The sequence below is a fragment of the Microbacterium sp. NPDC055442 genome, assembly GCF_053644215.1.
This window is the reverse complement of sequence record NZ_JBSHLF010000002.1, coordinates 259,604-284,870: the sequence shown is the minus strand read 5'-3', so window position 1 is coordinate 284,870 and position 25,267 is coordinate 259,604. Positions and strand designations below refer to the sequence as shown.

Genomic DNA, 25,267 nt, shown 5'->3' with positions numbered 1-25,267 from the left:
AGCAATGCTCCGCGTGCTCACGGCCGGCGAATCCCACGGTCCCGAACTCGTCGCCATCATGGAGGGCCTGCCCTCCGGCATCCCGGTTTCGCGTGCCGCGATCCAGGCCGATCTGGCCCGTCGCAAGCTCGGCTACGGCCGCGGCTCGCGCATGAAGTTCGAAGAGGACGAGCTCTCGATCTCGTCGGGTGTCGTGCACGGGCTCACGCTCGGCAGCCCCATCGCGCTGCGCATCGGGAACACCGAGTGGCCCAAGTGGAGCGAGGTCATGAGCGCCGAGCCGGTCGAACTGACCGACCGCTCACGCGGACGCGGCGCCACCCTGACCCGCCCGCGCCCCGGCCACGCCGACCTCGTCGGCATGCAGAAGTACGGCTTCGACGAGGCCCGGCCCATTCTCGAGCGCGCGAGCGCCCGCGAGACGGCGGCACGCGTCGCGCTCGGCGCGCTCGCCCGCGCGTTCCTGTCCGAGCTCGGCATCCGGCTCGTCTCGCACACGCTGTCGATCGGCCCCGTGCAGGCGCCGGCGGATGCGGCACTGCCGACCCCCGACGACCTCGAGGCGCTCGACGCCGATCCGCTGCGCTGCTTCCACGCTGCGACGAGCGCCGCGATGGTCGCCGAAGTCGACGCCGCACGCAAGGACGGCGACACGCTCGGCGGAATCGTCGAGGTGCTCGCATACGGGCTTCCGCCCGGGCTCGGCTCGCACGTGCACTGGGACCGCCGCCTCGATGCGAAGCTCGCCGAGGCGCTCATGTCGATCCAGGCGATCAAGGGCGTCGAGATCGGCGACGGCTTCGAGACGACGCGGCGCCGCGGCTCGGCCGCGCACGATGAGCTCTTCGTGACCGACGACGGCATCACCCGCTCGTCCGACAAGGCCGGCGGCACCGAGGGCGGGATGTCGACGGGCACCGTGCTGCGCGTACGCGCCGGCATGAAGCCCATCGCGACGGTTCCGCGTGCCTTGCGCACGGTCGACATCGCCTCGGGAGAGGCAGCGTCGGCGCACCACCAGCGCTCGGATGTCTGCGCCGTGCCGGCCGCGGGAGTCGTCGCCGAGGCGATGACCGCGATCGTGCTCGCCGGTGTCGTGCTCGAGAAGTTCGGCGGCGACAGCGTCGCCGAGACCAGGCGCAATCTCGAGGGGTACCTCGCGGCGCTTCCGACGACGCTGCGCACGACCGACGCGAGCGACGCCGGCCTCGCTCAGCATGACCTCGCGCTCTGACGCGATCGTCTTGATCGGCCCGATGGGCGCCGGCAAGACGAGCATCGGACGCAAGGTGGCCAAGGCGACGGGGCGCGCGTTCTTCGACAGCGACATCGCCGTCGTGCGCGACCACGGTCCGATCGAGCGGATCTTCGCCGAACACGGCGAGTCGCATTTCCGCGCTCTCGAGCGGGATGCGGTGCTCGAGGGACTCGCGACGGGGGGCGTCGTGTCACTCGGCGGGGGAGCGGTGCTGGACCCCGCGACGCACGACGCGGTCGCTGCGCACCGCGTCGTGCTGCTCACGGTCGCGCCCCACGTCGTGGCCGGGCGGGTCAAGGACTCGCAGCGGCCTCTCCTGCAGAACGGCGACGCGCTCGAGCGGTGGACGACGATCTACCGGGAACGTCGCCCCGTGTACGAACAACTCGCGGACGTCACCTTCGACACGTCGCACGGCCCGTTGCAGCAGGTCGTCGACGCCGTCGTCGAGTGGGTGCGCCGCACCGACGAGGAGACGCCATGACCGACACGACCCGCATCACCGTCACAGGCCAGCACGATTACGCGATCACCGTGGGGCGCGGCATCCTGCGCAGCCTCGGCGAGCAGCTGCCCGAAGCGGCGCGCAAGGTGCTCATCGTGCACCCGCCGACGCTCGCGGCGCAGGCCGAGGCACTGCGCGATTCGCTTCTCGGGGACCGCGAGGTGCTGCTCGCCGAGATCCCCGACGCCGAAGCCGGCAAGCGCATCGAGGTCGCCGCCTTCTGCTGGCAGGTCATGGGCAAGGCGGACTTCACGCGCACCGACGTCGTCGTGGGCTTCGGCGGAGGCGCCGTCACCGACCTCGCAGGCTTCGTCGCCGCCACGTGGCTGCGCGGCATCGAGGTCGTTCAGGTGCCGACCACGGTGCTCGGGATGGTCGACGCCGCGGTCGGCGGCAAGACCGGCGTCAACACCGCGGAGGGCAAGAACCTCGTCGGTGCGTTCTGGCCCCCGGCATCCGTCGTCTGCGATCTCGACCTGCTCGACTCGCTCTCGCGCAACGAGACCGTCGCGGGGTACGCCGAGGTCGTCAAGGCGGGGTTCATCTGGGCGCCCGAGATCCTCGACCTCATCGAAGCCGACCCCGACAAGGCCGTCGACCCGCACAGCGATGCGTTCCGCCGCGCGATCGAACTCGCAATCGACATGAAGGCCCGCGTCGTGAGCGAGGACTTCCGCGAGGCGGGACTGCGCGAGATCCTCAATTACGGGCACACGCTCGGCCACGCGATCGAGCATGCCGAGCGCTACCGGTGGCGGCACGGCGCCGCGATCTCGGTCGGCATGGTCTTCGCCGCCGAGCTGTCGCGTCTGGCGGGGCGGCTCTCCGATGACGCGGCGCAGCGGCACCGCAGCATCCTGGATCTTCTGGGGCTTCCGACGACCTACCGCGCGGGCGCATGGCCGCAGCTGAAGGCATCGATGCAGCGCGACAAGAAGAGCCGGGGCGGGATGCTGCGCTTCATCGTCCTCGACGAGATCGGGCGTCCGACGGTGCTGCAGGCGCCCGACGAATCGCTGCTGTTCGCCGCGTACCAGGAGGTCGCGGGCTGACCTCTTGCGCCGCGCTTCGCGGAGGCGAAGAGTGGCGACATGCAGAAGATCGTCCCCAACATCTGGTGCAATCGGACGGCCGCTGAGGCCGCGGAGTTCTACACGCGGATCTTTCCGAAGGCGACGAGCGAAGTGACGCTGCGCTATCCGGCGGAGGACCTGCCGGATTTCCAGAAGGACTTCGCCGGCGACGTCCTCACGATCGACGTCGTGATCGATGGCTATCACCTGTCACTCATCAATTCCGACGGCACCTTCCGCCCGAACGCCTCGCTGTCGTTCATGGTCAACTTCGATCCGCTCATGTTCCGCGGCGACGAAGCGGCTGCGCGTGGGGCGCTGGATGCCCTCTGGATCGAACTCTGCGTCGGCGGCCGCGTGCTCATGGAGCTGGGGGAGTACCCGTTCAGCGCGCGATACGGGTGGGTCGAAGACCGCTACGGAGTCACGTGGCAGCTCATGCTCACAGACCCCGAAGGCGATCCCCGGCCGTTCCTGATCCCGTCGCTGCTGTTCGGTGCGACGGCGCAGAACCGGGCGGCCGAAGCCGTCGAGGCGTACACCTCGATCTTCGGCGGACGGCTCGGGACGATCGTGCCGTACCCGGAGGAGACGGGCCCTGCTGCCGCGGGTGCCGTCATGTTCAGCGAGTTCCAGCTCGCGGGGGAGTGGTTCACCGCGATGGATTCCGGCGCGCCGCAGGATTCGTCGTTCACGCCGGGTGTCTCGCTCGAGGTCCGCTGCCGCGACCAGGCCGAGATCGACCGGCTGTGGGATGCCCTGAGCGCGGTACCCGAGGCCGAGGCGTGCGGCTGGCTCGTCGACCGGTTCGGTCTCAGCTGGCAGATCACGCCCGCCGACATGGGCGACCGGGCCCAGGAACCGGGCGTCTATCAGGGGATGCTCGACATGAAGAAGATCATCATCGCCGACCTGTGATCGTGTCGGCGGTCTGTGCGAGTGTGTGCGGCATGGCAACGCACACACATTCGATTCCGCTCACGATCGACTACGTCGAGATCACCGTCACCGATATGCGCGCCGCGCGGGATTTCTACGGTGCCGCGTTCGGGTGGACCTTCACCGACTACGGCGATCAGTATTCGGGCATCCGGACTCCGGCCGAGGCCGAGGGCGACGAGGCCGGCGGGCTCCTGCTCGGCGATGAGGTGCAGCGCGGAGGGCCGCTCGTCCTGCTCTACAGCGACGATCTCGACGCGACGCGCGACGCCGTCGTCGCGGCGGGCGGCACGATCGTGCAGGAACCGTACGCCTTCCCCGGCGGGCGGCGCTTTCATTTCCTCGATCCGAGCGGCAACGAGCTCGGCGTGTGGGGTCCGGCCTGAGCGCGGGCGGCTACTCCAGCAGGTGGCGGAGGTAGCGTACGGGTGATCCGAGGTATGACTTCCCGTGCCCGATCCCATCTGGCACCACATCTTCGAGCCGGGCATCGCCCTCATCAAAACGCACCTGGATGTGTGGAATCTCGCCGGTCCGCTCGACTACCGAACCGTCAACGAGCAGCACTCCCGGGGGTTCGCCGCCGGCACCTGGATGAGGACGCCGGCCGGCGTCGCGCCGTCCCCTCAGCAGATCGTCACGGTCGGTGACCGGGCCTTCAGCGTCGTGTCGGCACGGGACGGCGAGTTGGTGGCGACGTTCGACCAGCTCTGCTCGGCAGCGACGTCGACGATCGAGCATCTGCACTGGTCACGGACATTTCGGCGGTGGACGATCACGGGGATACCTCCGCTCGCAGACGCCGATCCCGAAGCTCAGCAGCGCTTCATCAGCCTCATCGACGTGCTGGTCGATGCCGACGTCCCCGTGGCGTTTTCATCGCCCGTCGATCTGCCCGGCTTCCTCACGAACGCAGCCGCACGGCCCGACGCCTTTTCGTATGGCGAGCCGCCTCCACCTCCTCGTGGCGGACCGCTGAGGGCGCCGCAACCTCACCGCAACCGTTACCGTTTCGTTACCTCCGCAGACTCGAAAACAGTCCATTCGAGCCTGTCGATGTCGGAGGCCCTTCGTATCTTTGTTCTATGACGTCGAACCCCGCACTCACCGGCCGTCTGGTCGCAGCGGTCGCGCGCGTCGCCGAACGAGTGAGCACCGGTGCTGAAAGTGCGAGTGACGGCGAGGTCGATGTGACCCCGGGCGTGGCGGCGCTCGACGACGACGCACTGCTGGCGGTGCTCGCCGATGTGAGCGAAGCACGCAATGCGCTCGATCTGGTCAGCGCGTCCGCGGCCGCCGAGATCGCACGGCGGTCCTCACGCGAGCTCGGACACGCGGGGCTCGCGCAGCGCAAGGGGCACCGCAATGTCACGTCACTCGTGCAGAACATCACGGGGCAATCCCGCACCGATGTCGGGCGCACGCTGAAGACGGGTGAGGATCTCCTCGTCACGGTCGCCGACGTCACCAGCGATGACGAGCCGCGTCCCGACCGACCCAGCGCGCCGAGCGCACCGCGGTGGCGGATGCTACTGCGCGAGGCGCTGACGGGCGGAAAAATCGGACAAGCCCAGTTCCAGGCGATCCTGATCGGCATCGGCGAGCCGCCCGTCGAGCGATATCCCGAGCTGGATCCCGAGTTCTTGCCCGAAGCCTGGGCCAACGCCGTGGAGCTGCTGCTGCATGAGGCGGCGACGCTGCCCGTCGAAGAGCTGCGCGCGACGGCACGCATCGCCCGCGATCGGCTCGACCCCGTCGGTGTGACGCTTCGGTTCGAAGAACGGTTCGCCGCTCGGTCGTTCCGGATGTGGATCGACGAGCAGGGCAGGCATCACGCGAGGATCGCGTTCGATGACGAGGCGGCCGCGTGGGTGCAGTCGATGCTCCATGCCGCGCTGCGTCCACGACGAGGGCCGAGGTTCGTCGGCTCGGATGCCGCCGAGCGGGCGAAGGAGGCCACGGCAGACGAGCGCACGAACGAGCAGCTGCAGTACGACACCGTCGTGGCGGTGCTCCGCTCGGGAGCGAACGCCGACCCCCGACAGGCATTCGGCGACAGGCAGCCCGGCGTCCGGGTCGTCGTCGAGGCCAGCGCCATCGAGAGCCCGTCCGAGCGAGGCGGGATGCGTGTCGCCGGCGTCGGACACGTCGAGCACTCGGGGGCGGCGCTTCCCGGGGGAGTGATCGAGAAGCTCCTGTGCGACGCCGGCGCGATCGCGGTCACGATCGACCCCTTCGGCAGACCCCTCGATGTGGGCCGCGAAGAACGGCTCTTCACGAGAAAGCAGAGGATCGCGATCGCGATCCGAGACGGCGGGTGCATCTGGCCCGGATGCACGGCGCCGATCGACTGGTCGGAGTTCCATCACACCGACCATTGGTACGAAGACCACGGCAGAACCGATATCGATGACGGAGTACCACTCTGCCGAAACTGCCACCTGCGTCTGCACAATCAAGGGTGGCGGATCATCCGAAAACGCGACCAGCACACTCAGCTGGACACGTACTGGCTCCAGTCGCCGCCCGACCCCGTCACCGGCGCCATCGACGAACCCATCCGCCTCGAGTCGCGCTCGCCTCGACGCTTCCAGGCTGCATGAGACCGACTCGGATGCCGCCGACCGACCACCGTCTCGCCTTCGCTGCGCCGTCGCGGCCGGTGCCACGCGCGCCGTGCCGCGCCGTGTGCCGCGCCGTGCCGTGCCGTGCCGTGTGCCGTGCCGTGCCGTGTGTCGTGCGCCTCGTCACCGGCACACCCGACCACGCGAGAGTCCGAGCGACCGCCGGCCGATCAGCGCCCGGGAGCGCCGCGAGCGGCCGGTCGCGCATCCATCGATCGGTAGGGTGATCGCGTGACCGAACGTCGACTGCTGCTCGTGAACGGGCCCAATCTCAACCTGCTCGGCACACGCGAACCCGACGTCTACGGCACGAGTACGCTCGCCGACGTCGAGCGCATCACGACGGATGCCGCGGCCGTACGCGGCTTCGACGTGCGAGCCGTGCAGAGCAACCACGAAGGCGTCCTGCTCGACGCGATCCACGACGCCCGTGAGGACTGCGCCGGCATCGTGATCAACCCCGGCGGCCTCACGCACACCTCCATCGTGCTGCGGGATGCCCTGTCGGGAGTCGCGCTCCCCGTTGCCGAGGTCCACATCTCGAACGTGCTCGAGCGCGAGCCGTTCCGGCACCGCTCCTACGTCGCCGATGTCGCCGCCGTGCACGTGATCGGCGAAGGCGTGCAGGGCTACGCGAAAGCCGTCGAACTGCTGATCGACCTCATCACGGGACAGACCGACGGGTGACATCCGGCACGAAACCGACGCCGTAACGGGTGTGATCTCGCCGGCCACGCGGTAGACACGAGAAGCGAGCAGGTTCGACGACGGGGGAGTGCATGTACTACAGCAGCGGCAACTACGAAGCCTTCGCGCGTCCGCGCAAACCCGAGGGAGTCGACGACAAGACCGCCTGGTTCGTCGGCGCGGGCCTCGCATCGATGGCGGGCGCCGCGTTCATGATCCGCGACGGCCAGATGGACGGCTCCAAGATCACGATCCTCGAAGAGCTCGACCTGCCCGGCGGAGCACTCGACGGCATCAAGAAGCCGAAGAAGGGCTTCGTCATCCGCGGCGGGCGCGAGATGGAAGACCACATGGAGTGCCTGTGGGATCTCTTCCGGTCGGTCCCGTCCATCGAGATCGACGGCGCGAGCGTGCTCGACGAGTTCTACTGGCTCAACAAGGACGACCCGAACTTCTCGCTCTGCCGCGTCACCGAGAAGCAGGGGCAGGACGCCCACACCGACAAGCTCTTCACCCTCAGCAAGAAGGCGCAGAACGAGATCGTCAAGGTCATCATGGCCACGCGCGAGCAGATGGAGGGCAAGCGCATCACCGACGTCTTCGGCGAGGAGTTCCTGCAGAGCAACTTCTGGCTGTACTGGCGCACGATGTTCGCGTTCGAGGAGTGGCATTCCGCCCTCGAGATGAAGCTCTACCTGCACCGCTTCATCCACCACATCGGCGGCCTGCCCGACCTCTCCGCCCTCAAGTTCACGAAATACAACCAGTACGAATCGCTCGTCCTGCCGCTCTACCGCTGGCTGCTCGATCAGGGCGTCACGTTCCGGTTCTCGACGACCGTCACCGACATCGACTTCGACATCACGGGCGACCGGAAGGTGGCGACCCGCATCCACTGGACCGATGCCGACGGCGACGGCGGCATCGACCTCGGTGAGAACGACCTGGTGCTCACGACGATCGGCTCGCTGACCGAGAACTCCGATGAGGGCGACCACCACACCCCCGCCACGCTCGACACCGGTCCTGCCCCCGCGTGGGACCTGTGGCGTCGGATCGCCGCGAAGGACCCGTCCTTCGGCCACCCCGACGTCTTCGCGGGCGACATCGCCGAGACGAAGTGGGAATCGGCGACCATCACGACGCTCGACGAGCGCATCCCCGCCTACATCGAGAAGATCGCCCAGCGCGACCCGTTCAGCGGCAGAGTCGTGACGGGCGGCATCGTGACGGCAAAGGACTCCTCGTGGCTGCTGAGCTGGACGGTCAACCGGCAGCCGCACTTCAAGAACCAGTCGCCCGATGAGATCGTCGTCTGGTTCTACGCCCTGTTCGCCGACGTGCCCGGTGACTACGTCACCAAGCCGATGCAGGAGTGCACGGGCGAGGAGATCACCCGGGAGTGGCTCTATCACCTGGGTGTGCCCACCGACGACATCCCCGAACTGGCAGCGACCGGCGCGAGCGCCGTGCCCGTCATGATGCCGTACGTCGACGCGTTCTTCATGCCGCGCCGAGCGGGCGATCGCCCCGACGTCGTGCCCGAGGGCGCCGTCAACTTCGCCTTCATCGGGCAGTTCGCCGAGACCACGCGAGACACGATCTTCACGACCGAGTACTCCGTGCGCACCGGAATGGAATCCGCCTACCAGCTGCTCGGCGTCGAGCGGGGAGTGCCCGAGGTCTTCAACTCGACCTACGACATCCGCTGGCTGATGAAGGCGACGACGCGACTCGCCGACGGCGAAGCCGTGCACATTCCAGGACCGAACTTCGTCGAAGGACGCATCCTCGACAAACTCGACACGTCGCAGCTGGGCGAGCTGCTGACCGACTTCGGCCTGGTCGCCCCGCACGGCGACACGCAGCCGCGGCCTCGTCTGGACGACGCCGTGGAGTGAACGGGATGCCGCTTCCCGGCATCCCGTAGACTCGAGCGTCGGCTTCCCACACGATCGGACTGAATCACCTCATGGCATCGACCGCAGACATCAAGAACGGCATCGTCCTGAACATCGACGGCCAGCTCTGGAGCGTCGTCGAGTTCCAGCACGTCAAGCCGGGCAAGGGCGGCGCGTTCGTGCGGACGAAGATGAAGAACGTCGTCACCGGAAAGACGATCGACAAGACCTACAACGCCGGCACCAAGATCGACATCGAGAACGTCGACCGCCGCGACTTCACCTACCTGTACAACGACGGCGAAGGCTTCGTCTTCATGGATGCCACCGACTACGACCAGCTGACCGTTCAGGCTGCGACCGTCGGAGACGCCAAGAACTTCCTGCTCGAGAACCAGCAGGTCACGATCGCGCTCAACAACGGCAACCCGCTGTACATCGACCTGCCGGCATCCGTCGTTCTCGAAGTCACCTACACCGAACCGGGCCTGCAGGGCGACCGCTCATCGGCGGGCACGAAGCCCGCGACCGTCGAGACCGGCTACGAGGTGCAGGTGCCGCTGTTCCTCGAGACAGGCACGAAGATCAAGGTCGACACGCGCACCGGCGAGTACCTCGGTCGCGAGAAGTAAGGCGTGAGCGCTCGTTCCAAAGCGCGCAAACGCGCGCTCGACATCCTTTTCCAGTCCGATGTCCGCGGTGACGAACTGCGGACCGTCCTCGCCGCGGAAGCGAAGCGCGCCGCAAGCGAACCCGCACGCGAAGCGTCGTGGCTGTATGCCCGCGACATCATCGACGGCGTGATCGACAATCGCGACGCGATCGACGAGCAGATCACGACCTTCGCGAAGGACTGGAGTCTCGCCCGCATGCCCGCCGTCGACCGCGCCGTGCTGCGCATCGGCGTGTGGGAGCTCCTCTACAACGATGACGTGCCGCCCGCTGTCGCAATCGACGAGGCGGTCGAACTCGCGAAGGAATTCTCGACCGACGAATCGGGATCGTTCGTGCACGGCGTTCTCGGCCGGATCGCCCGCGCCACCTGATCCCACGTGACCCCTCCGTTCATCGACGCCGTCCACATCCGGAGGCTCGCCGGGCCGGGCGCGTACGAACGGGGAGTCGCCTACTTCGCCGACGGCGCCGTGCAGCGCGTGACGTGGGACGCCGTCGGATCCCTCATCGAATCCGTCGTCGCCGGAAGCGGCGCGCAGCACTACCGCTGCCGCATCCGCGTCGATGCGGATCGGCCACATGCGCCCATCGTCGCGACGACGTGCTCGTGCCCCATGCAGATCGACTGCAAGCACACGGTCGCCACGATCCTCGCGAGCAACCGCTCGGCCGAGGTCGCATCGCGCAGCGAGTCGTCGTGGCGCACCGTCCTGGCGTCCGCCCCGCCCGCGAGCCCCCGCCCCGCGACACCGCTCGCGCTCGGCGTCGAGCTGCGCCAGCGCGTCCGTCGCGGCGCATCCTCGTGGGCGCCGGCCCGCGTCGCGACCGCGACCGCGCGAGGTCTGCACCACAGTGCGGCCGATGTGCTCGTGGGTCTGCGTCCGCTCGAGCGCAGCCCGCGAACGCGCGCCTGGATCAAGGGGACGGTGTCGTGGGACACGCTGCGCCGTCCGATCAGCGCGCACGACCCCGCACAGGCCCGCTGGTTCGCGGAGCTGCACAGCATCGGCCGCGACGTGCGGTCCTTCGGTGCGTTCTCGGACGTCTCGGAGTGGCTCACGCTCGACGACATCGAGTCGAGCCTGCTCTGGGCGCACCTCGCCTCGGGTGTCGAGCACGGCATCCCGCTCGTGCCGACCAAGACCGGTCAGAGCGTCGACCTCGCCCAGACCGCTTCCGTCGTCGTGCGCGCCGAGCGCGTCTCCGGTGCGCTCGAGATCCGGCCGCGGGTCACGATCGACGAGACCGAGGCGGATGCCGCGACCCTTCGGCCGGTCGGACGCTCGGGCCTGTACCGGTTCACGGTGCACGGCGATCGCATCGCACTCACCCTCGCCGCCCTCCCGCTGCCCGATCCGGTGCCCGCGCTCCTCGCCGCGCGGTCGGCGGTGTCGATCCCGGCGCACGAGGCGGACGAGTTCGTGAGCGAGCACCTGGGCAGGATCGCACGTCGCGTCGCCGTCGAGGCGCCCGGCATCCCGATCCCTGCGGCGGTGCGACCGACCCTCGAGGTCGCCGTGCGCTTCGCGCCGTCGGACCGCCTGGACTACGACCTGACGTGGCGGTACGGCCGCGACACGACGCTGCCGTGGGATCCCGACACGAGCGAGGAGCGAGACCCGGTCGCCGAGAGCAGCATCCGCGCGCGCGTCGAACAGCTCTGGCAAGACGCGTCTCCCGTCGAGTTCGCACCGTCCGCGTCGCTGGCGGGCGTCGTCGCGGCGGAGTTCTCGTCGAGGCTGCTGCCGCTGCTCGAGGCGGCGGACGACGTCGATGTCGTGATCTCCGGCGAGCGCCCGCGCTACCGCGAACTGTCCGGCGATCCGCGGATCGAGATCACGACCGTGGAGACGACGGAGACCGACTGGTTCGACCTCGGCATCGTCGTGACGATCGACGGGCGGCGCATCCCGTTCGGCACCCTGTTCACCGCGATGTCGCGCGGCCGCAAGAAGCTGCTGCTGAGCGACGGTGCGTACTTCTCGCTGTCGCATCCGGCGCTGGACCGTCTGCGCGAGCTGATCGACGAAGCGGGCACGCTCGACGAATGGCAGACGGGGCCACGGATCAGCCGCTACCAGACGGATCTGTGGTCGGAGTTCGAAGACCTCGCCGACGAGACCGTTCCCGCCACGAGCTGGCGCGCCGCCGCCGAGGGCCTGCGCGACGCCGACGGCGTGCCGTCGGCCGCCCTGCCGCGCGGGCTGAACGCCGAGCTGCGCCCGTATCAGCGCGCCGGCTACGACTGGCTCGCGTTCCTGTGGCAGCACCGGCTGGGCGGCATCCTCGCCGATGACATGGGGCTCGGCAAGACGCTGCAGATGCTGGCACTGCTGGCCCACGCGCGCGAATCCGGTGAGACGCGCCCCTTCCTCGTCGTCGCACCGACCTCGGTGCTGTCGACGTGGCGTGACGAAGCGGCTCGGTTCACCCCCGGCCTGCGCGTGCACATCGTCAGCGCGCGGGGGACCGAGGTGGCCGATGCCGCATCCGAGGCCGACGTCATCGTGACCTCGTACACCCTGCTGCGACTCGACGCCGCCGCCTTCACGAGTGTCGATTGGGCGGGAGTCGTGCTCGACGAGGCGCAGTTCGTGAAGAACAGCCAGACGAAGACGCACCGCGTCGCGAAAGAGCTGCGCGCCGACGTCACGTTCGCGATCACGGGCACACCTCTGGAGAACAGCCTCACCGAGCTGTGGGCGCTCCTGTCTCTGACCGCACCCGGCCTTTTCGCCTCGGCGCGCCGATTCCGCGACGAGTACATCGCGCCGATCGAGAAGGGCAAGGTCCCCGACACGCAGGAGGGCGGCCAGTACCGCGCCCGCCGCCTCGCACGGCTGCGACGGCGCATCCGACCCCTCGTGCTGCGCCGCACGAAGGACCTCGTGGCCCCGGAGCTTCCGCCCAAGCAGGAGCAGGAGCTGCGGATCGAGCTCAATGCGGCGCACCGGGCCCTGTACGACACCGTGCTGCAGCGCGAACGGCAGAAGGTGCTCGGACTGCTCGACGACCTCGATCGCAACCGGTTCATCGTGTTCCGCTCGCTCACACTGCTGCGCATGCTGAGCCTGGCTCCCGGGCTCGTCGATCCGGCGCACGCGCACGTCGCGCCGAGCAAGCTCACGGCATTGTTCGAACGCCTCGACGAAGCGGTGGCCGAAGGTCATCGCATCCTGGTCTTCAGTCAGTTCACGTCGTTCCTGCGCCTCGTGGCGCAGCGGCTCGAAGAGCGCGGCATCCGCTTCGCGTATCTCGACGGGTCGACGCACGATCGAGACGCCGCCGTCGCGGAGTTCCGCCAGGGTGGCGCTGCGGTGTTCCTGATCAGCCTCAAGGCGGGCGGGTTCGGGCTGACACTCACCGAGGCAGACGATGTCTTCCTGCTCGATCCGTGGTGGAACCCTGCCGCCGAAGCGCAGGCGGTCGACCGCGCGCACCGGATCGGGCAGGAGCGCAAGGTCATGGTCTACCGCCTCATCGCCAACGGCACGATCGAAGAGAAGGTCATGGCCTTGCAGCAACGCAAAGCGCGCCTGTTCCGCTCCGTCATGGACGACGACGCCCTGTTCGGCCAGACGCTCGATGCCGACGACATCCGAGCCCTCTTCGACGCGTGAGCCGGTCGGCCCTCGCCTAGACTCGAGGGGTCACACGGGAGGGAATTCATGCGCATCACGGGCCTCGGACACGCCGGAATGTATATCGAGACGGCGGGTGGCAGCATCCTCTGCGATCCGGTCATCGGCCCGAGCTTCTTCGGCTCATGGTTCCCGTTCCCCGACAACCGCGCACTCGACTGGGAGCGCTTCGGCGCCGCGGACTTCCTCTACATCTCGCACCGGCACCGCGACCACTTCGACCCCGCCCTGCTCGAGCGCTACGTGCCGAAGGACATCAGGGTGCTTCTGCCGGAGTACCCGACCGATGACCTCGAGGTCGATCTGAAGAAGCTCGGCTACGACAACATCGTCTACACGCAGGCGGGTGTGCCGCTCGAGTTCGGCGACCTGAAGATCATGGTGACACCCCTGCGCGCCCCGAGCGATGGACCCATCGGCGACTCGTCGCTCTCGGTCGACGACGGCACGGCCAGCATCCTCAATCAGAACGACTCGCACCCCCTCGATCTCGACACGCTGCTGACGTTCTCGAAGCCCGACGCGTACTTCACGCAGGTGTCCGGCGCGATCTGGTGGCCCATGGTCTACGACCTGCCGCAGGATGCCAAGCAGAACTTCGCGAAGCTCAAGCGCGACGCGCAGAACAAGCGCGCGATGTACTACATCGAGAAGGTCGACGCGGCACACGTGTTCCCGATGGCCGGACCGCCCATGTTCTTGCGCGAAGAGCTGTTCCGCTACAACGGCTACGGCACAGAAGACGACTCGATCTTCACCGATCAGCGTCAGTTCCTCGCGCACATGCGCGAGTTGCGGCCCGAGCAGAAGGGCTATGAGTTCGTGCCCGGCACGCAGGTCGACCTGAACCACGGCGAGCTCGTCGTGACGCAGACGCTCTACACGGCTGCCGAGATCGACCGGATCTTCGATGACAAGTGGGCCTACCTCGCCGAACAGCGCGATACGCGTCAGAGCGAAGTCGCGGCCGAAGAGGCGACGCGCGCGGCCGTACTTCCCCCCGCCGAGATGCTCGCCGCGATCAAGGAGTGGTGGGAGCCGCTGCTGCGCCGCGCGCGCACGATCCGCAACGGTGTCGGCGGCAACGTGCGCTTCCGCATCGGCGAACTCGACATGGTGGTGGACTTCCCGAAGGCGAAGGTGCGCGAGTACGACGGCGAAGACTGCGTCTACTGGTACACGATTCCCGCCGACCTCGTCTCGACCAACATCGCCGACCACGAGATCGACTGGTCGAACTCGATCTTCCTCTCGATGCAGTTCGAGGTCGGTCGCAGCGGCAAGTTCAACGAGTTCCTCACCACGTTCCTGAAGTGTCTTTCTCGCGACCGCATCGAGTACGTCGAGAACTGGTACGCCGAGCAGAGCGATCAGACCGAGGATGCGCAGCTCGGCGACTGGATCGTGCAGCGCCGCTGCCCGCATCTGCGCGCCGACCTCACCAAGACCGGCAAGATCGAGGACGGCGTCCTCACGTGCTCGCTGCACGACTGGAAATGGGACCTCGCCACCGGCAAGTGCCTCACGACGCAGGGCCACCCGATACGTGCTCACGAAGCCGAGGGCGCGCTCGCCGCAGGCTGACGACGGGATGCCACTCGTACGAGGCGTCCCGAGACCGGGGCCACAACGATGAGACCGAGCCACGAAAGCCGTGCCGCATCGGCACTCACAACGAGCGCGACAGGCACGGACGCCAGGAAGTAGAGCGGCACGACCAATGCGTCGAGCAACTGGATCCGATTCAGCCGCGATGGGATCGGGTTTCGCTCGAGACCGCGCGAACGCGCCACCTGGAACATCGCCACCTGCGCAAGCGCGACGGCAGCGACGTTGACGGCGTAGATCGCGGTGGGCAGCGGCAGATCCGTCGTCGCCGCATCGCTGATGCCCTCGGTTGTGAACGGCAGCAGGATGACCAGGCCCGCCGCCGCGAGGTTGACGGCCGTCGTCGGCCCGTCGAGTCCGGACAGACGCCGCACGAGCGTGACATTCACCCGCCAGAACACGACGATCACGACGAAGCTGATCACGAAACCGAGCAGCTGGTCGACGACGTCATCGGTGAAAAGTGTGCGCAGGCTCTGCCAGGCCTCGGGCGCCGGCGCATCGACGTTCGCGACGAGCAGCGTCGCAGCGAACCCGTAGATCGCGTCATAGAACGACAGCCCCCGGTCGAACTCGCTCTCGCCGCGTTCAGCGACGCCCGGACGATCCTGCGCATCGGTGCCCATGACCCCAGCGTGCCAGAGCCCTGTCATCCCGCTAGACTGGCGCGAGTACCCAGCAACCTTTAACACCGTCCTGTGAGGCGGAGAAGGGAGCGGCGGATGAGCACGCGAATCGTGCTGCCTCGTGTCGTCCTGCACAGCGCCGACATCGCCCGCGCTCTGACTCGGATCTCGCACGAGATCCTCGAGTCCAACAAGGGTCCCGAAGACCTCGTCGTCCTCGGCATCCCGACCCGCGGCGTCACGCTCGCCAACCGGATCGGCGGTCTGCTGTCGGAGTTCAGCGGCACGCCGATCCCGATCGGCGCACTCGATGTCACGATGTACCGCGACGACCTGCACCGCAACCCGACGCGCGCCCCCCAGCCGACGCAGATCCCGGCGGGCGGCATCGACGGCAAGGTCGTCGTGCTCGTGGACGACGTGCTGTTCTCGGGCCGCAGCATCCGCGCCGCGCTCGATGCGCTGCAGGACATCGGCCGCCCGTCCGCCGTACGCCTGGCCACCCTCATCGACCGCGGCCATCGCGAACTGCCCATCCGCCCGGACTTCGTCGGCAAGAACCTGCCGAGCGCGCGCGACGAGCGCGTCAACGTGCGCCTGGCCGAGACCGACGGCGTCGAAGAGGTGACGATCGAATCATGAGGCACCTCCTCGACACCAAGACCCTCTCGCGGGAGAGTGCGCTGCGCATCCTGGACGTCGCCGAAGACATGTCGGACACGCAGCTCCGCGAAGTCAAGAAGCTGCCGACCCTGCGGGGCAAGACGGTCGTCAACCTCTTCTTCGAAGACTCCACCCGCACCCGCATCTCGTTCGAAGCCGCTGCGAAGCGGCTGTCGGCCGATGTCATCAACTTCGCGGCGAAGGGCTCCAGCGTCTCGAAGGGCGAGTCCCTGCAGGACACCGCGCAGACTCTGCAGGCCATGGGCGCGGACGCCGTCGTCATCCGGCACGGGGCCTCGGGCGCGCCGCGGACGCTCGCGACGAGCGGATGGATCACCGCGGGGGTCGTCAATGCCGGCGACGGCACCCACGAGCACCCGACGCAGGCGCTCCTCGATGCGTTCACGATCCGCAAGCGTCACTTCGGCGACGACAGCCGGGGACGCGATCTCGAAGGACTGTCGGTCACGATCGTCGGCGATGTGCTGCACTCGCGCGTCGCGCGGTCGAACGTGTGGCTGCTCGACACCCTCGGCGCCGATGTGACCCTCGTCGCCCCGCCGACACTCGTGCCGCAGGATTCCTCGCAGTGGCCGGCGACGATCCTCTACGACCTCGACGAGGCGATCGCCGCGGCTCCCGACGCGCTCATGATGCTGCGCATCCAGCTGGAGCGGATGAACGCCGCCTATTTTCCGACTGAACGGGAGTATTCACGCCGTTGGGGTCTGGACGCCCGACGGTTGACGGCGCTTCCGGCCGGTAGCATTGTCCTGCACCCCGGACCCATGAACCGGGGGCTGGAGATCTCCGCCGAAGCCGCCGACTCGCCGCGCTCGACGGTGCTCGAGCAGGTCACGAACGGCGTATCGGTCCGCATGGCCGCGCTCTACCTGCTGCTGGCGGGCGAGCGACCCGAACGAGAGCAGAACACGCGATGACTGAGACGTTCCTCATCCGGGGGGCCCGACTCGAAGGCGGGGCCGCCGCCGACATCCTCGTCGAGGATGGCCTTCTCACACAGGTGGGCTCGGACGTCTCGCGCGCCGGGGCCACCGTCGTCGACGCCGACGGCCTCATCGCGCTGCCGGGCCTGGTCGACCTGCACACGCACTTGCGCGAGCCCGGGTACGAAGCCTCCGAGACGATCCTCACCGGGTCGCGCGCCGCCGCGGCCGGCGGCTTCACGGCTGTCTTCGCGATGCCCAACACTTCACCCGTCGCCGACACCGCCGGAGTCGTCGAGCAGGAGCTCGCCCTCGGCGAGGCGGCCGGGTTCGTGACGGTGCAGCCCATCGGGGCGGTCACCGTCGGGCAGAAGGGCGAGCGCCTCGCCGAGCTGGGGGCGATGGCCGACTCCCGCGCTCAGGTGCGCGTCTTCAGCGACGACGGCTTCTGCGTGTGGGATCCGCTGATCATGCGCCGCGCCCTCGAATACGTCAAGGCCTTCGACGGTGTCATCGCGCAGCACGCGCAGGACCCCCGGCTGACCGAGGGCGCTCAGATGAACGAGGGCGTCGTCTCGGCCGAACTGGGCCTGGCCGGCTGGCCCGCCGTCGCCGAGGAGTCGATCATCGCGCGCGACGTGCTCCTCGCCGAGCACGTCGGTTCGCGGCTGCACGTGTGCCACCTGTCGACGGCCGGCTCGGTCGACATCATCCGGTGGGCCAAGAAGCGCGGCATCGACGTGACGGCCGAAGTGACGCCGCACCACCTGCTGCTGACCGACGAACTCGTCCGCGACTACGACGCCCGGTTCAAGGTGAACCCCCCGCTGCGGCGCGAAGAAGACGTCCGCGCCGTGCGCGAAGGACTCGCCGACGGCACGATCGACATCGTCGCGACCGACCACGCACCGCACCCCGCCGAAGCGAAGGCGTGCGAGTGGCAGGCCGCGGCGAACGGCATGGTCGGGCTCGAGAGCGCGCTGCGGGTCGTGCAGCAGACGATGATCGACACGGGGATGCTGGTGTGGAGCGACGTCGCGCGCATCATGTCGCGCGAACCGGCCCGCATCGGCCGGCTCGCGGGCCACGGGACTCCGCTGGCCCCCGGGCACGCGGCATCCCTCACGCTCATCGATCCCGCGCCGGTCCGCACCTTCTCGAAGGATGACCTGCGCGGACGCAGCGTCAACTCCCCGTACCTCGGGCGCGAGCTGCCCGGTGAGGTGCGCTGGACGCTGTATCGCGGCACGCCGACCGTCGTCGACGGTGTCGTGCTCGACCGGCCGGGGGAGCGCGCATGACCCGTGAGGGCGCCGTCGCCGTCATGATCGGCGTGGCGGTGTTGATCCTCGCTCTCGCGGCCTTCGCGTGGTGGCGACGCACGCGCCGCGATTCCGGGCTGTCCGCCCCCGTGGCCGAAGCCCCCGCCGGCGCCGAGACGATGAGCGAGTTCCGCTCGCTGTACGTCGCGACGACGAAGCACGGCGAGCCGCTGGAGCGCCTCGCGATCCGCGGTCTGGCGTTCCGCTCGCGCGTCGATGTCACGGTGACGAGCGCCGGCATCGCCCTCGACCTGACCGGCAAGCCCCGCGTGTTCGTGCGCGCCGACCGCATCGATCTCGTGGCGCAGGCCACGGTGACGATCGACCGCGTCGTCGAGCGCGACGGACTCGTCCGCCTCACCTGGCGCCTCGATGACGGCACGGTCGTCGACTCCTACCTCCGACCTCAGGATGCCTCGGCCAGAGCCCTCGCCGATGCGATCTCGAGCATCCTCACCCCGACCCAGACGGGAACCGACGCATGACCTTCTTCTCCACCGAACCCGCAGTGCTCGTCCTGGAGGACGGCACGCGCTACGTCGGCCGCGCCTACGGTGCGGTCGGCACGACCCTCGGCGAAGTCGTCTTCGCCACCGGCATGACCGGATACCAGGAGACCCTCACCGACCCGTCGTACGCCGGTCAGATCGTGCTGCAGACCGCGCCGCACATCGGCAACACGGGCGTCAACGCGGAAGACGTCGAGTCGCACCGCATCTGGGTGTCCGGCTACATCGTCCGCGACCCCTCGCGTGTCGTGTCGAACTGGCGCGCCGACGGCTCGCTCGACGACGCCCTCGTCCGCGAAGGCGTCGTCGGGATCAGCGGCGTCGACACGCGCGCCGTGACACGGCACATCCGCGGAGCGGGCAGCATGCGCGGCGGCATCTTCTCGGGGGATGCCGCATCCCTCGAGCCCGACGAGCATCTCCGGCTCATCCGCGAAGCCCCGCGCATGGCCGGGCGCAACCTGTCGGCCGATGTCTCGATCGACGCCGTTCGCGTCGTCGAGGCGACGGGAGAGCGGATCGGCAATCTCGCCGTGCTCGACCTCGGCGTCAAGCAGGCGACGATCCACAACCTCGTCTCGCGCGGCTTCGACGTGCACATCCTTCCGCACGACGTGTCGATCGACGACATCCGCGCCGTCGACCCCGTCGCCGTCTTCTACTCCAACGGGCCGGGCGACCCCGCGGCATCCGACGCGCACGTCGACCTGCTGCGCTCGATCCTCGACGACCGCCTGCCCTTCTTCGGGATCTGCTTCGGCAATCAGCTGCTCGGGCGGGCGCTGGGTCTGGGCACGTACAAGCTGCCGTTCGGCCACCGCGGCATCAACCAGCCCGTGAAGGACAAACTGACCGGGCGCGTCGAGATCACCTCCCACAACCACGGCTTCGCCGTCGACGCTCCCGTCGAGGGCGAGTTCGACAGCCCCCACGGGTACGGCCGCATCGAGGTCAGTCACGTCGGACTCAACGACAACGTCGTCGAGGGACTGCGCGCCCTCGACATCCCGGCCTTCTCGGTGCAGTACCACCCCGAGGCCGCTGCCGGCCCGCACGACGCGAACTACCTGTTCGACCGCTTCCGTGACCTCGTCGTCGCGACCCTTCGACAAGCTCAGGGACCGCGGGAGCAGGAGCAAGGTCAGGGACCGCAGGAGCAGGGCCGGGGACCGCAGGAGCAGACTCAGGGATCGAAGGAGAACAATGCCTAAGCGCGACGACATCACGAGCGTCCTCGTCATCGGCTCCGGGCCGATCGTCATCGGGCAGGCGTGCGAGTTCGACTACTCGGGCACGCAGGCCTGTCGCGTGCTGCGCGAAGAGGGAGTGCGGGTCATCCTCGTCAACTCCAACCCCGCGACGATCATGACCGACCCGGACTTCGCCGACGCGACCTACATCGAGCCGATCACGTGGCAGGTCATCGAGACGATCATCGCGAAGGAGCGCCCCGACGCGATCCTTCCGACCCTCGGAGGTCAGACGGCGCTCAACGCGGCGATCGAGCTGCACAACCACGGCATCCTCGAGAAGTACGACATCGAGCTCATCGGCGCGAACTTCGAGGCGATCAACAAGGGCGAGGATCGCCAGATCTTCAAGCAGCTCGTGATCGACGCGGGCGCGGATGTCGCGGCATCGGTCATCTGCCATTCGATGGACGATCTGATCGCCGGCGCCGAGAAGCTCGGCTACCCGCTCGTCGTGCGTCCGTCGTTCACGATGGGCGGCCTGGGATCGGGCTTCGCCTATGACGAAGAGGACCTCCGCCGCATCGGCGGCGCGGGCCTGCACGACTCGCCCACCAACGAGGTGCTCCTGGAGGAGTCGATCCTCGGGTGGAAGGAGTACGAGCTCGAGCTCATGCGCGACACGTCCGACAACACCGTCGTGGTGTGCTCGATCGAGAACGTCGACCCCGTCGGGGTGCACACGGGCGACTCGATCACCGTCGCCCCCGCGCTCACGCTGACCGACCGCGAGTTCCAGAAGCTGCGCGACATCGGCATCGACATCATCCGCGCCGTGGGCGTGGACACCGGCGGCTGCAACATCCAGTTCGCCATCGACCCGCAGACCGGGCGGATCATCGTCATCGAGATGAACCCGCGCGTCTCGCGCTCGTCGGCGCTGGCATCGAAGGCGACGGGCTTTCCGATCGCGAAGATCGCCGCGAAGCTCGCGATCGGCTACCGGCTCGACGAGATCCCCAACGACATCACGAAGGTGACGCCGTCGAGCTTCGAACCGACCCTCGACTACGTCGTGGTGAAGGTGCCGCGGTTCAACTTCGAGAAGTTCCCCGCCGCCGATACGACCTTGACGACCACCATGAAGTCCGTCGGCGAGGCGATGGCGATCGGGCGCAACTACGCCACGGCGCTGCAGAAGGCGCTGCGCTCGCTCGAGAAGCGCGGATCGAGCTTCCACTGGGGCGACGAAGAGCGTTCCGTCGATGAGCTGCTCGAGATCTCGAAGACGCCGACGGACGGTCGGATCGTCGTGCTGCAGCAGGCGCTGCGCAAGGGCGCGACGATCGAGCAGGCCTTCGAGGCGACGAAGATCGATCCGTGGTTCCTGGATCAGATGGTGCTCATCAACGAGGTCGCCGAGTTCGTTCGGCAGGCCCCCGAGCTCGACGTCGCCACGCTGCGTCTGGCGAAGGAGCACGGATTCAGCGATGCCCAGCTCGCGCAGCTGCGCGGCGGGTCCGAAGCCGAGATCCGCGGCATCCGGCACGCGCTGGATGTGCGTCCGGTCTACAAGACGGTCGACACGTGCGCGGGGGAGTTCCCCGCGCTCACGCCCTATCACTACTCGAGCTATGAGGTCGAGACCGAAGTCACGCCGTCTGACCGGCAGAAGGTCGTCATCATCGGCTCGGGTCCCAACCGCATCGGCCAGGGCGTCGAATTCGACTACTCGTGCGTGCATGCGTCCTTCGCCCTCTCCGGCGCGGGATACGAGACCGTCATGGTCAACTGCAACCCCGAGACCGTGTCGACCGACTACGACACGTCCGACCGGCTCTACTTCGAGCCGCTGACGCTCGAGGACGTGCTCGAGGTGCTGCACGCCGAGGCGCAGTCGGGTGAGATCCTCGGCGTCATCTGCCAGCTCGGCGGCCAGACGCCGCTCGGACTGGCGAAGGGCATCGAGGAGGCCGGCTACACGATCCTCGGCACGAGCCCCACCGCGATCGACCTCGCCGAAGAGCGCGAGCTGTTCTCGCGCCTCCTCGACGACGCGGGACTTCTCGCGCCGCGCAGCGGCACGGCGATCGACGCCGACGGCGCCGTGCGCATCGCGGAGGAGATCGGGTACCCCGTGCTCGTGCGCCCGAGCTTCGTGCTCGGCGGACGCGGCATGGAGATCGTCTACGACACCGCCGCCCTGCGGGAGTACTTCGTCCGCACGGCGGGCGAGGTCATCGTCGAGGCGGGCAAGCCCCTCCTCGTCGACCGCTTCCTCGACGACGCGATCGAGATCGACGTCGACGCGCTCTACGACGGCACCGAGCTGTACATCGGCGGCGTCATGGAGCACCTCGAAGAGGCCGGCATCCACTCCGGCGACTCATCGTGCACGCTGCCGCCCATCTCGCTCGGTCGCACCGACGTCGACCGCGTGCGTGAGGCGACGCTCGCGATCGCTCAGGGCGTGGGCGTGCGCGGGCTGCTCAACGTGCAGTTCGCGATCTCGGCAGGCGTGCTCTACGTCATCGAGGCCAACCCGCGTGCGAGCCGCACCGTGCCCTTCGTCTCGAAAGCGCTCGGCATCCCGCTGGCCAAGGCCGCCTCGCGCGTCATGGCGGGCACCTCGATCGCCGATCTCAAGGCGGAGGGCCTGCTGCCCGAAGCCGACGGATCGCGCATCCCGCTGGACGCTCCGGTCTCGGTGAAGGAGGCCGTGCTGCCGTTCAAGCGCTTCCGCACGAAGGACGGCAAGACGGTCGACTCCGTGCTGGGGCCCGAGATGCGCTCGACGGGCGAGGTCATGGGCATCGATCGCGATTTCCCGACGGCGTTCGCGAAGTCACAGGCCGCGGCATACGGCGGCATGCCGCTCGAGGGCACCGTCTTCATCTCGGTCGCCGACAGCGACAAGCGCGCGGTCATCCTGCCCGCGCACCGGCTGCAGGAGCTCGGCTACACACTCGTCGCGACCGAGGGAACCGCCGAGATCCTCGCCCGCAACGGCATCGCCGTGACGGTCGTCGCGAAGTACAGCGAGACGCACGACGGTGGAGAGACCAACATCGTCGACCTCATCAACGACGGCACCATCGACATCATCGTCAACACGCCCTCGGGCGGAACGGCCCGCGCCGACGGGTACGAGATCCGCGCGGCGGCGGTCGCCGGAGACAAGGCGCTCTTCACGACGATGGCCGTTCTCGGCGCAGCCGTGAGCGGGATGTCGACGCTGCGCAAGGGCTTCGACGTGAAGAGCCTGCAGGAGTACGCCGCGGACCGGGCAGCGCGCACGTGACATCCTTCGGCGCGCGGCTTCGCGCAGCGCTCGACGCGTACGGACCGCTGTGCGTCGGCATCGACCCCCACGAGCACCTGCTCGCCGAATGGGGGATGGATGCCGGCGCGCGCGGCCTGCGTGACTTCGGGCTGCGTGTCGTCGAGGCCGCGGCAGGACGCGTCGGCGTCGTGAAGCCCCAGGTCGCCTTCTTCGAGCGCTGGGGATCGGCGGGGTTCGCCGCTCTCGAAGACGTGCTGGCCGCCGCGCGCGCGGCGGGGCTGATCGTGATCGCCGACGCCAAGCGCGGCGACATCGGCTCGACGATGGCCGGCTACGCCGCCGCGTGGCTCACGCCGGGTGCTCCGCTGGAAGCGGATGCTGTCACGGTGAGCCCGTATCTCGGACCCGAGTCGCTGCGCGAGACGCTCGCGACGGCGGTCCGTGCGGGCAAGGGCGTCTTCGTCCTCGCCGCGACGAGCAACCCCGAAGCGGCGGCGCTGCAGACCGCACGCACGGTCGACGTCGCGTCGGCCGACGACCAGACCGTCGCAGCGCGCGTCGCACGCGACATCGCGTGGGTCAACGGATCGGCGGCGTTCGCCGGCGACCTCGGACCGGCCGGTCTCGTCATCGGGGCGACCGTCGACCGGCTCGAGTTCGGACTGACCGACGACGCGCTCACCGCATGCCCCATCCTCGCCCCGGGCTTCGGTGCACAGGGTGCGCAGCCGGCCGAGCTGACGTCGCTTTTCGGGGCGGTCGCGCGCAACGTCGTCGCGTCCGAGAGCCGCAGCATCCTCTCGGCGGGTCCCGATGTTCTGACGGCGCGCATCACAGAGCGCGCGGCGTTGTACCGTAGTGGTTCCGATGGCTGATTCACGTACCCCTCCCGAGGTCGACCGCGTCGCGGCATCCCGCCGCGCGGTCGCTGCGCGCCGCGAACGCGCCGCTCTCAAGCACGACGTCACGATGCGCGTCATCACCCCGCAAGAGCTGCTGCGCCGCGCGCTCGCGAAGCCCGAGACACCGGCGGGCGCGATGCGCGTGACCGAGTTCCTCACGTGCATCCCGGCGATCGGCGAGGGCAAGCGGGACCGCATCCTCGCCGAGCTCGGCATCTCGCCCGTCAAGCGTCTCGGCGGGCTCGGCGCGCGTCAGCGCGCTGTCCTGCTGCGCTTCCTCGACGAGAGGCGGCCCGAGCGCGCCCCCCGCGCCGGCCGCAGCCGGCTGCTCGTGCTCGCGGGTCCCACGGCGGTCGGCAAGGGAACCGTCGCGGCGCACATCAAGGAGCACCACCCCGAGATCATGCTCTCGGTCTCGGCGACGACGCGCGCACCGCGGCCCGGCGAGATCGAGGGCGAGCACTACTTCTTCGTCGACGACGCCGAATTCGATCGCATGATCGCCGCGGGCGACCTGCTCGAGCACGCGACCGTGCACAACCGGCACCGCTACGGCACGCCGCGTGCACCGATCGACGCGGCGCTGGCCGAAGGCCGGACGGTGCTGCTCGAGATCGATCTGCAGGGCGCGCGCCAGGTGCGCGCCGCCGAGCCCGCGGCGACCCTCGTGTTCCTGTTGCCGCCGAGCTGGGACGAACTGGTCGACAGGCTCGTCGGTCGCGGCACGGAGGGTCCCGAGGAGCGCGCCAGGCGACTCAAGACCGCCCGTGTCGAACTGGCCTCGCAGGACGAGTTCGATTACCGCGTCGTGAACGACGACGTCGCCCGTGCCGCCCGCGAAGTCGCGGCGCTCGCCCGGGACTGACCGCGCTCGACGGATCGCCTGTCCGGGGGGAACGCCTGTTCCGGATGCC

Annotated in this window: 22 protein-coding genes; 21 read left to right on the top strand and 1 reads right to left on the bottom strand. The window is 68.7% G+C overall.

The window, feature by feature from the left end:
* Positions 1–4: 4 nt before the first annotated feature.
* The 13 genes from aroC (at position 5) to ACWIBS_RS05740 (ending at position 14,887) form a co-directional block, all read left to right on the top strand.
* Positions 5–1,234, top strand: a complete 1,230-nt coding sequence (aroC, locus tag ACWIBS_RS05800) for a chorismate synthase (protein WP_376125907.1) — start codon at positions 5–7, stop codon at positions 1,232–1,234.
* Positions 1,218–1,742, top strand: a complete 525-nt coding sequence (locus ACWIBS_RS05795) for a shikimate kinase (RefSeq protein WP_376125910.1) — start codon at positions 1,218–1,220, stop codon at positions 1,740–1,742. The genes aroC and ACWIBS_RS05795 overlap by 17 nt, the downstream gene beginning before the upstream one ends.
* A complete protein-coding gene (gene aroB, locus ACWIBS_RS05790; RefSeq protein ID WP_376125913.1) occupies positions 1,739–2,815 on the top strand; it encodes a 3-dehydroquinate synthase in 1,077 nt (358 codons plus the stop codon). Before ACWIBS_RS05795 ends, aroB begins: the two co-directional genes overlap by 4 nt.
* Before the next feature lie 39 nt (positions 2,816–2,854).
* Positions 2,855–3,754, top strand: coding sequence for a VOC family protein (locus ACWIBS_RS05785; RefSeq protein WP_376125916.1), 900 nt, complete (start codon positions 2,855–2,857; stop codon positions 3,752–3,754).
* Positions 3,755–3,786: 32 nt separating this feature from the next.
* Entirely contained in the window at positions 3,787–4,161 is a 375-nt protein-coding gene (locus ACWIBS_RS05780; protein WP_376125919.1) for a VOC family protein, read from the top strand.
* Between the two features lie 64 nt (positions 4,162–4,225).
* The gene (gene zapE / locus ACWIBS_RS05775; protein WP_376125922.1) at positions 4,226–4,864 is read left to right on the top strand and encodes an AFG1/ZapE family ATPase; all 639 of its coding nucleotides are present in this window, start codon (positions 4,226–4,228) and stop codon (positions 4,862–4,864) included.
* Positions 4,861–6,378, top strand: coding sequence for an HNH endonuclease signature motif containing protein (locus ACWIBS_RS05770; protein ID WP_376125925.1), 1,518 nt, complete (start codon positions 4,861–4,863; stop codon positions 6,376–6,378). Before zapE ends, ACWIBS_RS05770 begins: the two co-directional genes overlap by 4 nt.
* Before the next feature lie 252 nt (positions 6,379–6,630).
* Positions 6,631–7,086, top strand: coding sequence for a type II 3-dehydroquinate dehydratase (gene aroQ / locus ACWIBS_RS05765; RefSeq protein WP_376125928.1), 456 nt, complete (start codon positions 6,631–6,633; stop codon positions 7,084–7,086).
* 92 nt (positions 7,087–7,178) lie between these two features.
* The gene (locus ACWIBS_RS05760; RefSeq protein WP_376125931.1) at positions 7,179–8,987 is read left to right on the top strand and encodes an oleate hydratase; all 1,809 of its coding nucleotides are present in this window, start codon (positions 7,179–7,181) and stop codon (positions 8,985–8,987) included.
* A gap of 71 nt (positions 8,988–9,058) precedes the next feature.
* Positions 9,059–9,619, top strand: coding sequence for an elongation factor P (efp, locus tag ACWIBS_RS05755; RefSeq protein ID WP_376125933.1), 561 nt, complete (start codon positions 9,059–9,061; stop codon positions 9,617–9,619).
* Between the two features lie 3 nt (positions 9,620–9,622).
* Positions 9,623–10,033 carry a transcription antitermination factor NusB gene (gene nusB / locus ACWIBS_RS05750; protein WP_376125935.1) on the top strand — a complete coding sequence of 137 codons (411 nt, stop codon included), beginning with the start codon at positions 9,623–9,625 and terminating at the stop codon, positions 10,031–10,033.
* Positions 10,034–10,039: 6 nt separating this feature from the next.
* Complete coding sequence (locus ACWIBS_RS05745) at positions 10,040–13,282, top strand: DEAD/DEAH box helicase (protein WP_376125938.1); 3,243 nt, start codon at positions 10,040–10,042, stop codon at positions 13,280–13,282.
* A 48-nt stretch (positions 13,283–13,330) separates the two neighbouring features.
* Complete coding sequence (locus ACWIBS_RS05740) at positions 13,331–14,887, top strand: Rieske 2Fe-2S domain-containing protein (protein WP_376125941.1); 1,557 nt, start codon at positions 13,331–13,333, stop codon at positions 14,885–14,887.
* Here the strand turns inward: ACWIBS_RS05740 and ACWIBS_RS05735 are convergent.
* Entirely contained in the window at positions 14,854–15,537 is a 684-nt protein-coding gene (locus ACWIBS_RS05735; RefSeq protein WP_376125944.1) for a TMEM175 family protein, read from the bottom strand. The two genes, ACWIBS_RS05740 and ACWIBS_RS05735, sit on opposite strands and share 34 nt — an antisense overlap.
* A 96-nt stretch (positions 15,538–15,633) precedes the next feature.
* On the opposite strand from ACWIBS_RS05735, the gene pyrR reads away from it, so the two are divergent.
* From pyrR to gmk, 8 genes are read left to right on the top strand one after another with little or no spacing between them, the layout of a single operon-like run.
* Entirely contained in the window at positions 15,634–16,179 is a 546-nt protein-coding gene (gene pyrR / locus ACWIBS_RS05730; protein WP_376125947.1) for a bifunctional pyr operon transcriptional regulator/uracil phosphoribosyltransferase PyrR, read from the top strand.
* On the top strand, positions 16,176–17,141 hold the full coding sequence (locus ACWIBS_RS05725; protein ID WP_376125950.1) for an aspartate carbamoyltransferase catalytic subunit: 966 nt from the start codon (positions 16,176–16,178) through the stop codon (positions 17,139–17,141). The genes pyrR and ACWIBS_RS05725 overlap by 4 nt, the downstream gene beginning before the upstream one ends.
* Complete coding sequence (locus ACWIBS_RS05720) at positions 17,138–18,448, top strand: dihydroorotase (RefSeq protein WP_376125953.1); 1,311 nt, start codon at positions 17,138–17,140, stop codon at positions 18,446–18,448. The genes ACWIBS_RS05725 and ACWIBS_RS05720 overlap by 4 nt, the downstream gene beginning before the upstream one ends.
* On the top strand, positions 18,445–18,954 hold the full coding sequence (locus ACWIBS_RS05715; RefSeq protein WP_376125956.1) for a PH-like domain-containing protein: 510 nt from the start codon (positions 18,445–18,447) through the stop codon (positions 18,952–18,954). The genes ACWIBS_RS05720 and ACWIBS_RS05715 overlap by 4 nt, the downstream gene beginning before the upstream one ends.
* A complete protein-coding gene (gene carA / locus ACWIBS_RS05710; protein ID WP_376125958.1) occupies positions 18,951–20,189 on the top strand; it encodes a glutamine-hydrolyzing carbamoyl-phosphate synthase small subunit in 1,239 nt (412 codons plus the stop codon). The genes ACWIBS_RS05715 and carA overlap by 4 nt, the downstream gene beginning before the upstream one ends.
* Positions 20,182–23,469, top strand: a complete 3,288-nt coding sequence (gene carB / locus ACWIBS_RS05705) for a carbamoyl-phosphate synthase large subunit (protein ID WP_376125961.1) — start codon at positions 20,182–20,184, stop codon at positions 23,467–23,469. Before carA ends, carB begins: the two co-directional genes overlap by 8 nt.
* Positions 23,466–24,326: an orotidine-5'-phosphate decarboxylase gene (gene pyrF / locus ACWIBS_RS05700; protein WP_376125964.1), complete on the top strand. Its 861-nt coding sequence runs from the start codon at positions 23,466–23,468 to the stop codon at positions 24,324–24,326. Before carB ends, pyrF begins: the two co-directional genes overlap by 4 nt.
* Complete coding sequence (gene gmk / locus ACWIBS_RS05695) at positions 24,319–25,218, top strand: guanylate kinase (RefSeq protein WP_376125967.1); 900 nt, start codon at positions 24,319–24,321, stop codon at positions 25,216–25,218. The genes pyrF and gmk overlap by 8 nt, the downstream gene beginning before the upstream one ends.
* Positions 25,219–25,267 lie beyond the last annotated feature (49 nt).

What these genes read in the sequence shown, in the direction of transcription:
- ACWIBS_RS05720 (WP_376125953.1), top strand. Translation starts at nt 17,138, where the DNA reads ATGACTGAGACGTTCCTCATCCGGGGGGCCCGACTCGAAGGCGGGGCC.
- ACWIBS_RS05760 (WP_376125931.1), top strand. Translation starts at nt 7,179, where the DNA reads ATGTACTACAGCAGCGGCAACTACGAAGCCTTCGCGCGTCCGCGCAAA.
- ACWIBS_RS05785 (WP_376125916.1), top strand. Translation starts at nt 2,855, where the DNA reads ATGCAGAAGATCGTCCCCAACATCTGGTGCAATCGGACGGCCGCTGAG.
- ACWIBS_RS05770 (WP_376125925.1), top strand. Translation starts at nt 4,861, where the DNA reads ATGACGTCGAACCCCGCACTCACCGGCCGTCTGGTCGCAGCGGTCGCG.
- aroC (WP_376125907.1), top strand. Translation starts at nt 5, where the DNA reads ATGCTCCGCGTGCTCACGGCCGGCGAATCCCACGGTCCCGAACTCGTC.
- efp (WP_376125933.1), top strand. Translation starts at nt 9,059, where the DNA reads ATGGCATCGACCGCAGACATCAAGAACGGCATCGTCCTGAACATCGAC.
- gmk (WP_376125967.1), top strand. Translation starts at nt 24,319, where the DNA reads ATGGCTGATTCACGTACCCCTCCCGAGGTCGACCGCGTCGCGGCATCC.
- carB (WP_376125961.1), top strand. Translation starts at nt 20,182, where the DNA reads ATGCCTAAGCGCGACGACATCACGAGCGTCCTCGTCATCGGCTCCGGG.
- aroB (WP_376125913.1), top strand. Translation starts at nt 1,739, where the DNA reads ATGACCGACACGACCCGCATCACCGTCACAGGCCAGCACGATTACGCG.
- carA (WP_376125958.1), top strand. Translation starts at nt 18,951, where the DNA reads ATGACCTTCTTCTCCACCGAACCCGCAGTGCTCGTCCTGGAGGACGGC.
- ACWIBS_RS05725 (WP_376125950.1), top strand. Translation starts at nt 16,176, where the DNA reads ATGAGGCACCTCCTCGACACCAAGACCCTCTCGCGGGAGAGTGCGCTG.
- ACWIBS_RS05715 (WP_376125956.1), top strand. Translation starts at nt 18,445, where the DNA reads ATGACCCGTGAGGGCGCCGTCGCCGTCATGATCGGCGTGGCGGTGTTG.
- ACWIBS_RS05735 (WP_376125944.1), bottom strand. Translation starts at nt 15,537, where the DNA reads ATGGGCACCGATGCGCAGGATCGTCCGGGCGTCGCTGAACGCGGCGAG.
- ACWIBS_RS05780 (WP_376125919.1), top strand. Translation starts at nt 3,787, where the DNA reads ATGGCAACGCACACACATTCGATTCCGCTCACGATCGACTACGTCGAG.
- ACWIBS_RS05740 (WP_376125941.1), top strand. Translation starts at nt 13,331, where the DNA reads ATGCGCATCACGGGCCTCGGACACGCCGGAATGTATATCGAGACGGCG.
- pyrR (WP_376125947.1), top strand. Translation starts at nt 15,634, where the DNA reads ATGAGCACGCGAATCGTGCTGCCTCGTGTCGTCCTGCACAGCGCCGAC.
- ACWIBS_RS05795 (WP_376125910.1), top strand. Translation starts at nt 1,218, where the DNA reads ATGACCTCGCGCTCTGACGCGATCGTCTTGATCGGCCCGATGGGCGCC.